The sequence below is a fragment of the Pseudomonas sp. LAP_36 genome (genome assembly GCF_019456785.1).
GTDB lineage: Bacteria > Pseudomonadota > Gammaproteobacteria > Pseudomonadales > Pseudomonadaceae > Aquipseudomonas > Aquipseudomonas tritici.
The window spans coordinates 1-12,754 of record NZ_JAHZMS010000019.1 but is presented as its reverse complement, the minus strand read 5'-3'; the positions used below and the strand labels follow the sequence as shown (position 1 = coordinate 12,754).

Below are 12,754 nucleotides of genomic sequence, written 5' to 3'. Positions count from 1 at the left end.
CAACCATCGCCTGCAAGAGGTTCTGCCAATGCCGCGCCATGCGCTCAATGGTGGCAGCGTCGAACAGATCGGTGGCGTACCCCAGCGACGCCCAGAGCCCGTCCGCACTCTCCTGCACATCCAGGTCGAGGTCGAAATGGGCGGTACGCCGATCCCACGCCAAGCCTTCAATACGCAAGTGGGCCAAGGCTTGCGGCGCGTCGCCCGGGCGCCCTTCGGCCTGGTGGTTGAACATCACCTGGAACAGCGGGTTGAGGCTCAGGCTGCGCTCGGGCTGCAAGGCTTCGACCAGTTGCTCGAACGGCAGATCCTGGTGCGCCTGGGCATCCAGGGCACGCTGTTTGACCTGAGCGAGCAACTGGGCAACGGTGGTGTGCCCGTCGATATCGGCCTTGAGCACCTGAGTGTTGACGAAAAAGCCGATCAGCCGCTCGGTTTCGACGCGATTGCGGTTGGCGACGGGCACACCGACGCGAATATCCTGTTGGCCGCTGTAGCGGTGTAACAACGTCTGGAACGAGGCCAGCAGCAACATGAACAGCGTCACGCCCTGCGCCTGGGCCAAGGCCTTGAGATCGGCGGCCAGGGCGGTTGGCAGCGGCACCTCCAGACGCGCGCCGCGGTGGCTCTGCTGCGCCGGGCGCTGATGATCGAACGGCAGCTCCAGCACGGGTTGCTCACCGCCGAGCAGTTCACGCCAGTAGTCGAGCTGGCGGGCCTTCTCGCCGGCTTCCATCCAGGTGCGCTGCCACACGGCATAGTCGGCGTACTGGATCGGCATGCCCGGCAGTTGCGGCGCCTGGCCCTGGCTGAACGCGGCATACAACTGCACCAGCTCGTCGACCATCACTTGCATCGACCAGCCATCGGACACGATGTGATGCTGCACCAGCACCAGCACATGCTCGTCTTCAGCCAAACGCAGTAAGGTCACACGCAGCAAGGGCCCTTGCTGCAAATCAAAGGGACGGGCGATCTCGGCCTCGACCTGCGCTTGCAGATCAGCTTCGTCGACCCCACGCACGTTGATCGGCAAGGCGCCGTCAGGCTGAATCACTTGCCGCGCACCGTCCGGCTGTACCTGCACACAGGTGCGCAGGCTTTCGTGACGGGCCACCAGGGCGTCGAAACTGCGTTGCAGGGCCGAGACATCCAACGCACCTTTGAGGCGCAAGGCGCTGGGGATATGGTACGCCGCGCTGTCCGGGTCCAGTTGCCAGAGGAACCATTGGCGTTCCTGGGCGTAAGACAGCGGCAGCGGTTGTTCGCGACCGACCGCGATAAGTGGCGGTGCCTGCTCACCTTCCGGCGCTTCCAAGGCTTGCAGGGCGCTGGCAAAACCTTCGAGCCTGGGTTGCTCGAAGACCAGCTTCAGCGGGACTTCACGGCCCAATACATGGCGCAGGCGCGAGACCACCTGCATGGCCAATAACGAGTGGCCGCCCATTTCAAAAAAGTGGTCCGTCAGCCCTACCCGCTCGGCGCCCAGGATATCGGCCCAGACAGCGGCGACCTGTTGCTCCAGTTCGGTGACGGGCTCGACCCACAGTTGTTGCGATTGGCTGGCATCGGGCTTTGGCAGCGCCTGGCGATCCAGTTTGCCATTCGGGTTCAGCGGCATGCGTTCAAGGAAAACCAGGTGCGCCGGCACCATGTAGTCCGGCAGTTGTTCACGCAGAGTCGACTTCAGGGCTTCGGCGTCGGTTTGCTCGCTGACCAGATAGGCCACCAACTGGTTGTCGGCAGCCAACACCAGGGTTTCACGTACGCCGTCCTGGGCCAGCAACAGCGCTTCGATTTCCCCCAGCTCGATACGAAAACCACGGATTTTCACCTGATGGTCGACCCGGCCGACGTACTCGATTACACCGTCAGCGCGGTAGCGCGCCAAGTCACCCGTGCGGTACAGGCGCTCACCGGTTTCGCCGAACGGGTCCGGTACAAAACGCTCGGCCGTCAGCAACGCCCGGTTCAGATAGGCACGCGCCAAGCCGCAGCTGCTGCCGATGTACAACTCGCCCACGGCGCCCAGCGGCGCCAGGTTCAAGTCACGATCCAGCACATACAACGCCCGCCCTGGCAGTGAACGGCCAATCGGGCTGGCGGTGGCGCCGATCAGTTCGGTGCCTGATGTGCAGTCCAGCACGCTCGATACCACAGTGGCCTCCGTCGGGCCGTAGGTATTGAGCAAACGCACATGGCCGAGCCCGGCCTTGAGCCACTGCGCCGGGCCGTCCAGCGGCATGGCTTCGCCACCGATGTGGATCTGGCGAAGCGAACCGTAAGCACGCGGGCCAGCGGCCAGGCAGTCGAGCAGGAACAGGTTCCAGTAGGCGGTCGGCAAGTCGGCCAGGGTAATGCCCTGGGCGATGATTTCCTCGTACAGCCGCGCACTGTCCCATAGCTCGGGACCGCGCAGCACAACCGTGGCGCCATGGGTCAACGCCGGGTACAGCTGTTCAACAAAACCGTCAAAGTTCAGGGTGGCGAATTGAAGAACGCGGTCTTCCGAGGTCAACCGTGAATAGCCAGCTGCAATGCTGGAAAACTCAGTCAGCGCCGCATGGTTGATCGCCACGCCCTTGGGTTTGCCGGTGGAGCCGGAGGTGTAGATCACATAGGCCAGGTTCTGCGAAAAAACCGTTATCTGCGGATCGCTTTCAGGGCACAACGCCAGGTGCGCATCAGCCAGATCGACCGTCGCCATGCCTTCGGGCAATGGCATCGCCACATGAGACTGGGTCAGCACCAGGCGCACGCCGCTGTCTTCAAGCATATGCAACAGGCGTTCACGCGGGTATTGCGGGTCCAGCGGCACATAGGCGCCACCGGCCTTGAGCACCGCCAGCAGGCTGACCACCATGTCGAACGAACGCTCGACCGCCACGCCCACCAGCACTTCCGGGCCAATGCCCTGGCCGATCAGGTGATGCGCGAGGCGGTTGGCCTGGCGGTTCAGTTCGGCGTAGCTGATGGACTGGTCGCCCAGACACAGGGCAATCGCGTCGGGCCGTTGCCGCACCTGGGCTTCGAACAGACCGTGTACACCCGCGACGTCTTCGAACGCCGCCGTGCTGCGGTTCCAGTCTTGCAACAACCGGCGTTGCTCGTCATCAACCAACATCCCAAGCTGCGCAATACGATTGCCGGCACGCCCCACCACTGCCCGCAACACCCTCTGCCAATGCTCGGCCATACGCTGCACAGTCGCAGCGTCGAACAGGTCGGTGGCATAGGTCAGCGACGCCCAGATGCCTTCGGGCGATTCCTGGGTATCCAGGCTCAGGTCGAACTGTGCGCTCTGGCTGTCCCACTCCAGCGCCTCCACGCCCAGGCCCGGCAACTGCTGCTCGCCACGCGGCCGGCGGCCTTCGGCCTGATGGTTGAACATCACCTGGAACAGCGGGTTATGGCTCAGGCTGCGCTCGGGCTGCAAGGCTTCCACCAACTGTTCGAACGGCAGGTCCTGGTGACTCCGGGCCTCCAGTGCACGCTGCTTGACCTGGGCCAGCAACTGGCTGAAGGTCATTTGCCCGTCGATGTCGGCCTTGAGTACCTGGGTGTTGACGAAGAAGCCGATCAGGCGCTCGGTTTCTGCCCGATTGCGGTTGGCAATCGGCACGCCGACGCGGATATCCGACTGCCCGCTGTAGCGATACAACAGGGTCTGGAACGACGCCAGCAACAACATGAACAGGGTCACGCCTTCGCGCTGGGCCAGCGCCTTGAGACCGTTCACCAGTGCCGCGTCCAGGCCAATCTCGACCCGTGCACCGCGATAGCTCTGCACTGCCGGGCGCGGGTGATCCAGCGGCAACTCCAGCACTGGCTGCTCACCGCCCAACTGCTCGCGCCAATAGCCCAGCTGACGCTCTTTTTCACCGGCTTCCATCCAGCTGCGTTGCCACAGGGCGTAGTCCGGGTATTGGATCGACAAGCCCGGCAGGTGCAAGTCCTGACCCTGGCTGTACGCGACGTACAACTGCACCAGCTCGTCGACCATCACTTGCATCGACCCACCATCGGAGACGATGTGATGCAGTACGAGCACCAACACGTGATCATCGGGCGCCAGTTGCAGCAACTTGACCCGCAGCAGCGGGCCTTGTTGCACATCGAAAGGCTTGGCGACTTCCGCTTGCACCCGCGCTTCCAGCTGCGCGGCGTCGCCGGCTTCAAGGGCGATTTCCAGGTGCAACTCGGGCCTGACCACTTGCAGCACGTGGTCGACATCCTGATGCAAATAGGTCCGCAGGCTTTCGTGGCGGCCGATCAGGCTGTCGAAGCTGCGTTGCAAGGCCGCGCGGTCCAGGCGGCCTTTCAAACGCAGGGCGCGCGGCAGGTGGTAGGCCGCGCTGTGCGGCTCCAATTGCCACAAAAACCACTGCCTTTCCTGAGCATAAGAGAGCCGAAGCGGCTCACCTTCCTGGCGCTTGAAAACCGGGGCAATCTCAAACAGGTTGATGCCTTGCTGCTTGAGCATTACCGCCAACGCTTTCTTTTGTTGCGCAGAAAGTGAACCTACCGACTCGATTAATGCTTGCACGCCACGCCCCTCAGGAAATCAATTTATCCAAATCTTCTGCTGATAGACGTTTGAGGGCCTCCAAGGATTTAGCCAATGCGTCCTGCACCGGCGAATTATTTGTCTGCCGGGCCGCCACATGCGCGCTGAAATCGGCCAGGGTCGGGGTGGTGAAGATCGATTTGACGTCGAACTCGGCATGCAATTGCTCGCGCAGGCGCACCACCACCTGGGTTGCCAGCAGGGAATGCCCGCCCAGTTCGAAGAAGTTGTCGTTCATCCCCACCCGCTCTACTTCCAACACCTCAGCCCAGATTGCGGCGATCTGCTGTTCCAGCTCGCTGTGCGGCGCGACGTATTCCCGCGCTTGCAGGCTCGCGTCCACGGCTGGCAGGGCTTTGCGGTCGAGCTTGCCGTTGGGGCTCAGGGGCATTTGCTCCAGCAGCATCCACTGGGCCGGGACCATGTAGTCCGGCAGGTGTTGGGCCAGGTGAGCGCTGAGCACGTCACGCCAGTCATCGTCGGTGTTTTGGAGCACCAGATAACCCACCAGGTATTTGCTATCGACCGCCAGCACGGCAGCCTCGCGCACCCAGTCGTGTTCCAGCAGGCGCGCTTCGATTTCGCCCAACTCGATGCGCAGGCCGCGCAGCTTGACTTGATGGTCGACACGCCCGGCGTATTCGATCACGCCATCCTCGCGATAGCGCGCCAGGTCGCCGGTTCGGTACAGGCGTTCGCCCTGGATGAAAGGATGGGCGACAAAACGTTCGGCGGTCAGTGCCGGGCGACGGTGGTAGCCACGGGCCAGGCCGATGCCGCCCAGGTACAGCTCGCCCAGCACGCCGACCGAGACCGGTTCAACGTTACTGTCGAGGATGTAGCACCCAAGGTTGGCAATCGGACGGCCAATCGGCACCGCATCGCGGCCTTCATCCACGCAGGTCCAGTGGGTCACATCGATGGCGGCTTCGGTCGGGCCGTACAGGTTGTAGAGCCCGGCTTGCGGCAGCTTGGCAAATACCTGCTGCTGCGCGTCCACCGGCAGGGCTTCGCCGCTGCACACAACACGGTGCAGGGTATGACAGGTTGCAACCATCGGATCCTGCAGGAACGCCTGTAACATCGACGGTACAAAGTGCAGCGTAGTGACCTGCTCCTTGTTGATCAGGTTGATCAGCTTGGCCGGATCACGGTGATCGCCAGGCGCCGCGACCACCAGGCGCGAGCCAGTCATCAGCGGCCAGAAAAACTCCCACACCGACACGTCGAAGCTGAACGGGGTCTTTTGCAGCACGCTGTCACTGACATCCAGGCCATAGGCCTCCTGCATCCATTGCAGGCGATTGGTCAGGGCGCAATGACGGTTGCCGGCACCTTTGGGTTGGCCAGTGGAACCGGAGGTGTAGATCACGTAGGCGAGGTTTTCACCGTCCAGCGCCACCCCGGGGTTAGCGTCGCTGTAGCCGTCGAACCCGGTTGCACCCAGCACCAGGCTGTCCAGCCCATCCGGAATCGGCAGTTGCTCAAGCAAGTGCGCCTGGGTCAGCAGCAGTTTCACGCCGCTGTCCTCAAGCATGTAGGCCAGGCGCTCACGCGGGTATTCAGGGTCCAGCGGCACATAAGCACCACCCGCCTTGAGCACCGCCAGCAGGCCCACCACCATTTCGACAGAGCGCTCCACCGCCAGTCCCACCAGCACGTCGGGGCCTACGCCCGCTTCAATCAGTCGATGCGCCAGGCGGTTGGCACGGCGATTCAACTCGGCATAGCTCAAGCGCTGCTCGGCAAACACCAGGGCCGCTGCTTGCGGCGTGCGGGCTACCTGCTGTTCAATCAATTGATGCACGCATTGCTGCAACGGGTAGTCCCGTGCAGTGGCGTTCCAGTCCTGTACCACCTGCTGACGCTCGGCCACATCCAGCATCGCCAGCTCGCCCAGACGTTGCTCGCCACCCTGGAGCATGCTTTGCAGCAGATTGAGCAGATGGCGGCCATAGGTGTGCACCGCGCCTGCGCCGAAATGCGCGCGGGCAAAGCTGAACTGCACCGACAGCGTGTCACCGACGTCCACCAGTACCGTCAGCGGGAAGCTGGTTTGCTCGCGGGAGTCCGGCAGGCCAAAACGGATACCGCTGCCGCCGCTTTGTTCCAGGGCCTTGGACACCGGGTAGTTTTCGAACACCAGGATGCTATCGAACAAGGCTTCACCGCCCTGCCCGGCCCAGCGCTGGATGTCGTAGAGGCCGGTGTGCTCATGCTCACGCAGGGCCAGGTTCTGCGCCTGCACCGCTTGCAACCAGTCCGCCACCGGCTGCTGGCTATCCACCGCGCAAATCACTGGCAAGGTGTTGATGAACAGCCCGATCTGCTGCTCCACGCCCGCCAGTTCTGCCGGGCGCCCGGCCACGGTAGCACCGAAGGACACCACCGATTGCCCGCTGTGGCGTTGCAACAGGATCAACCACGCCGCCTGGATCAGCGTGTTGAGGGTGACCTTGTTGCTGCGTGCAAAAGATTCAAGGCGTGCCGTCAGTTGGCGATCCAGGCTAAGTCGGTGTTCACCCTGCCCGTCTACCGTCATTGGCTGGCTGCTGCCCAGGCGGGTCGGTGCTTGCAGCGCACTCAGTTGCTCGCGCCAGAAGGTTTCGGTCGCCGCTGCATCCCGCTGCTGCAACCAGCCTATGTAATCACGATAGCGTCCGGCCGTTTCAGGCACCTCTACGCCAGCGTAACGTTGCAGCACTTCACCGAACAACCGCGAATTGCTCCAACCGTCCATGAGGATGTGATGATGGGTGTAGATCAGCTCATGGCGTTGCTCGTCGGTGCGCACCAGCACCAGGCGCACAAGGGGTGCCTTGACCAGGTCAAAACCCTGGCGACGCTCGGCTTGCTGGAGATTTTGCAGTTCCAGCTCACGCTCCGGCATGGCCCGCCAATCGAGGTGTTCGATCGGCAACCGGGCCGCGCGGTACACCACCTGGCATGGCCATTCCAGTTGGCCCTGCCAGAAGAACCCACTGCGCAGCACGTCGTGGGCTTGCACCGTAGCGTCCCAGGCCCGCTGGAACCGCGCCACATCCAGGCCGTCGGCCGTCACGCGGATCTGGTTGATGTAGTCGCCGGCCGCCTGTTCGTAGAGGGTGTGAAACAACATGCCTTGCTGCATGGGCGACAAGGTGTAGATGTCTTCAATGGCATCTGCGGCCAGCGGCAAGGATTCAAGCTGCTGCTGGTTCAGGCGCGACAGCGGGAAATCGGAGGCCGTCACGCCACTGTTGCCAGGGGTGCAGCAATGTTCGACCAACGCGGTCAATTCGCGGATAAAAGCCTGGCTCAGGGCTTCGATCTGCGGCGCATCAAACATCAGCGGGCTGAAGGTCCAACCCATTTGCAATTCACCGCCGTACACCTGGCCGTTCAGGGTCAACCAGTTACCCAATGGGGCCTCCGGGCTTTGTTCGGCGCCGGGGTTTTCCGCAGCGGGAGTGAACAGACCGTCCTGCTGATCAAAACTGCCGTCGAACTGGCCCAGGTAGTTGAAGGTAATGCGCGGCACCGGCAACTGGCTGAACGCCTGGCGCGTGGCGTCATCGCCCAGGTAGCGCAGTGCGCCGAAGCCCAGGCCTTTGTCCGGTACGGCGCGCAGTTGTTCCTTGATTTGCTTGATCGAAGTGGCGAGGGATTCGGCCGGCGTCAGGCGCACCGGGAACAGGCTGGTAAACCACCCCAGGGTGCGGGTCAGGTCGATGTCGTCGAACAGGTCTTCACGGCCATGACCTTCCAGCTGGATCAGGCTGGAGGCATGCCCGCTCCATTGGCAGATGACACGCGCCAATGCCGTCAGCAGCAGGTCGTTGATTTGGGTGCGATAAGCCGTGGGCGCCTGTTGCAGCAATTGCCGGGTGCGCTCGGCATCCAGTCGGCTGACCACGGTCTGGGCCAGTCGACCAGGGCGCGCGCCGTGTGGATCACGGCATGGCAAGTCGGTAGACACGCCCTGGAGTTGTTGCAGCCAGAACGCTTTTTCCGGTTGCACCGCTTCGCTGCGCGCATGGGCCTGCAATCGCTCGGCCCAGGCCTTGAACGACGAGGTCTTGGCCGGCAACTGTTGGTGGCGATACAGGCTTTGCAGGTCTTCGAGGAACACCCGCCAGGACACGCCGTCCACCACCAGGTGGTGCATCACCAACAGCAAGCGCTGCGAACCGTCCGCCATATCTACGAGTACCGCGCGTAACACGTGGCCCTGTTGCAGGTCGAGGCTGCGCTGGGCACGCTCGCACAGGGTGTGCAGTTCGGCGGCATCTTGCACGCTTGCCTGCCACAGCAGGGTCGCGGGCTGCGCGTCATGCCGTGCAGTCCAGCCTTCGGTCTGCTGGCTGAAGCTCAGGCGCAGTACATCATGATGCTGGATGAGTGCTTGCAGCGCAGCGTCCAACTGCTCGCCACGAATGGGCTGGCGGGGGGTCAGCAGCAGGGATTGGTTCCAGTGGTGGCGGTCCGGCAGTTCCCTCTCGAAGAACAACTGCTGGAACGGCAACAACGGCGTCTCGCCCTGCACCGGCCCCTGGTCAATCACCTGTGCCGTCTGCAACTGCGCCACGCGGGCCAGGCTGCGCACCGTCTGGTGCTGGAACAGCGCCTTGGCGGAGAAGTGGATACCGGCGGCACGGGCGCGGCTGACCACTTGAATGGAGATGATCGAGTCACCGCCACGCTCGAAGAAGTTGTCGTTCGAACCGACCTGTTCCATGCCAAGCACCTCAGCCCAGATCGCGGCGATCCGCTGTTCCAGGCCATTTTGCGGGGCTTCGTAGTGGTGAGTGGTTTCGGGTTTGGGCAGGGCTTTGCGGTCCAGCTTGCCGTTGGGGCTCAGGGGCATCTGCTCCAGCAGCAGCCATTGCGCAGGTACCATGTAGTCCGGCAAATGTTGGGCCAGATGGGCACTCAACACGTCACGCCAGTCATCGCCGGCGTTTTGCAGCACCAGGTAGCCCACCAGATATTTACCGTCGACTGCCAGCACGGCAGTTTCACGCACCCAATCGTGTTCCAGCAGGCGCGCTTCGATTTCACCCAACTCGATGCGCAGGCCACGCAGTTTGACTTGATGGTCGATACGCCCGGCGTATTCGATCACGCCGTCTTCGCGGTAGCGCGCCAGGTCGCCGGTGCGGTACAGGCGCTCGCCCTTGATGAAAGGGTGGGCGACAAAACGTTCGGCAGTCAGCCCCGGGCGGCGGTGGTAACCACGGGCCAGGCCGATGCCGCCCAGGTACAGTTCGCCCAGCACGCCGACCGGGACCGGTTCGAAATGGCTGTCGAGGATGTAGCAGCCGAGGTTGGCAATCGGACGGCCAATCGGTACGGCGTCGCGGCCTTCATCGATGCAGGTCCAGTGGGTCACATCGATGGCGGCTTCGGTCGGGCCGTACAGGTTGTAAAGCCCGGCCTGCGGCAGCTTGGCGAAGACGTGTTGCTGCGCATCCACCGGCAATGCCTCACCACTGCACACGATGCGTTGCAGGCTTTGGCAGGTCGACACCGCCGGATCCTGTAAGAACGCCTGCAACATCGACGGCACAAAGTGCAGCGTGCTGACCTGCTCTTGATTGATCAGGTGGATCAGCCTGGCCGGATCACGGTGATCGCCAGGGGCCGCGACCACAAGGCGCGCGCCGGTCATCAGCGGCCAGAAGAACTCCCACACCGACACGTCAAAGCTGAACGGGGTCTTTTGCAGCACGGTGTCGCTGGCGTCCAGGCCATAGGCTTCCTGCATCCATTGCAGGCGATTCAGCAACGCCGAATGACGGTTACCTGCACCTTTCGGTTGGCCGGTGGAGCCTGAGGTGTAGATCACGTAGGCGAGGTTTTCACCGTCCACAGCGATGCCTGGGTTGGCATCGCTGTAGCCTTCGTAGGTGGACTCGCCCAACACCAGGGTTTCCAGCCCTTGGGGAATGGGCAACTGTTCATGCAAATGTGCCTGGGTCAGCAGCAGTTTCACGCCACTGTCTTCCAGCATGTAGGCCAAACGCTCACGCGGGTATTCCGGATCCAGCGGCACATAGGCGCCACCGGCCTTGAGGATGGCAAACAAGCTCACCACCATTTCGATGGAGCGCTCCACAGCCAGCCCCACCAACACGTCCGGGCCTACACCGGCTTCGATCAGGCGATAGGCCAGGCGGTTGGCGCGACGATTCAATTCGGCATAGCTCAGGGACACGTCGCTGAAGCGCAACGCCGGTGCATCCGGTTGTGCCAGGGCCCGCGCTTCGAACAGATGATGCACCCACTGCCCTCGCGGGTAGTCACGCTCGGTGGCGTTCCACTGGTGCAGGATTTGCTCGCGCTCATGGGCGTTGAGCATCGCCAGGTCCTGCAAAGGCAATGCGCTATTCGCTACAGCGGCACGCAACAGGCTCAGCCAGTGTTCGCCCATGCGCGCAACGGTAGCCGCGTTGAACAGATCGGTAGCGTAGGTCAGCGAAGCCCAGATGCCCTCGCCGCTTTCCTGGGTATCCAGGCTCAGATCGAACTGGGCGCTGTGGCTGTCCCATTCCAGGTTGGCTACGCGCAGGCCTGGCAATTGCTGCGCGGCAGTGTGCGAGTGGGCCTGGTGATTGAACATCACCTGGAACAGCGGGTTATGGCTCAGGCTACGCTCCGGTTGCAGCGCCTCGACCAATTGCTCGAAGGGCAAGTCCTGATGGGCCTGGGCTTCCAGCGCGCGGCGCTTGGTGTGCTGCAGCAACTGGGCGAAGCTCATCTGGCCATCGAGGTCGGCCTTGAGTACCTGGGTATTGACGAAGAAACCGATCAGCGATTCGGTCTCGACGCGGTTGCGGTTGGCGATCGGCACGCCGACGCGAATATCCTGCTGGCCGCTGTAGCGGTACAAAAACGCCTGGAACGAGGCCAGCAGCAGCATGAACATCGTCACGCCTTCGCGCTGGGCCAGGGCCTTCAACCCTGCGACCAATGCCGGCTCCAGCGCGATGTCCTGGCGTGCGCCACGGAAGCTTTGCTGCGCCGGGCGCGGCTGGTCGAAGGGCAACTCCAACACCGGCTGCGTGCCGCTGAGCAGTTCACGCCAGTATCCGAGTTGACGGGCTTTCTCCCCCGCTTCCATCCAACTGCGCTGCCACAGCGCGTAGTCGGCGTACTGGATCGGCAGCGGCGCCAACACACAATCCTGGCCCTGGCTGTAGGCGGCGTAGAGCTGCATCAGCTCCTTCACCATCACGCCCATCGACCAACCATCGGAGACGATATGGTGCTGCACCAGCACCAGCACGTGCTCGTCTTCACTCACCGCGAGCAAGCTGACCCGCAGCAGAGGACCTTGCTGCAAATCGAAGGGACGCGCGATTTCGGCTTCAACCTGCGCCTTGAGGTGGGCTTCATCAACCGCGCTTTCGGCGATCTTGACCTGTGCATGAGCCAGCGCTTCCTGGGCGCGCTGCTCGCCGTCCAAGTGCAAGCGAGTGCGCAGGCTTTCGTGACGTGCCACGAGCGTGTCGAAACTGCGTTGCAGGGCGGCCTTGTCCAGGCGTCCGCTCAGGCGCAGGGCGCCGGGGACGTGATAGGCGGCGCTGTCCGGGTCCAACTGCCAGAGAAACCACTGGCGTTCCTGGGCGTAGGACAGCGGCAGGTGCTGGCCATCCTCGCGGATCGAAGCAATCGGCAATTGCGCGAAGCTCATGCCCCGGCTTTGCAGGCGTTGGTAAAATTGCTGGCGCTGTTCCAGAGGCAGGCGAAGAAAGCGCGAAACCAGATCGATATTAGGGTTGGAAAGCATGGTTCAAATCGCCTCTAGTTCGCTCAAAAAGTCACGAAGATCATCAAAATCTTCCGCACTGCCGGCGCGGAAGGTGGCGGCGGCCTGCACATAGGCACGCAGCGTTTCAGTCTGGAACACTTCCACCAACGGCACTTCCAAGCCCAGTTCGGCCTGGACCCGCGAGGTGATCTGGATCGCCAGCAGGGAATGGCCGCCCACCTCGAAGAAGTTGTCGTTCAGGCCCACCTGCGGCAGGCGCAGCACGTCGGCCCAGATCGCGGCGATCTGCTGTTCCAGCTCGGTTTCCGGGGCCACATAAGCCTGCTGCATGAGGCTCGCATCCGGTTCGGGCAGGCCCTTGCGATCGAGCTTGCCATTGGGGGTCAGTGGCATCTGCGCCAGGAACATGAAGTGCGCTGGCACCATGTAGTCCG

General features: G+C 62.8%; 3 protein-coding genes. All 3 read right to left on the bottom strand.

Annotation, left to right across the window (positions count from 1 at the left end):
- Window positions 1–4,546, bottom strand: a 4,546-nt coding sequence (locus tag JBO08_RS27930) for an amino acid adenylation domain-containing protein (RefSeq protein ID WP_405045944.1), incomplete at its 3' end; no start/stop codon positions are given.
- 10 nt (window positions 4,547–4,556) lie between these two features.
- Entirely contained in the window at window positions 4,557–12,338 is a 7,782-nt protein-coding gene (locus JBO08_RS27925) for a non-ribosomal peptide synthetase (RefSeq protein WP_220075305.1), read from the bottom strand.
- A 3-nt stretch (window positions 12,339–12,341) separates the two neighbouring features.
- Window positions 12,342–12,754: phosphopantetheine-binding protein (locus tag JBO08_RS27920; RefSeq protein ID WP_220075306.1), on the bottom strand; the 413-nt coding region annotated here is incomplete at its 5' end.

What these genes read in the sequence shown, in the direction of transcription:
- JBO08_RS27925 (WP_220075305.1), bottom strand. Translation starts at nt 12,338, where the DNA reads ATGCTTTCCAACCCTAATATCGATCTGGTTTCGCGCTTTCTTCGCCTG.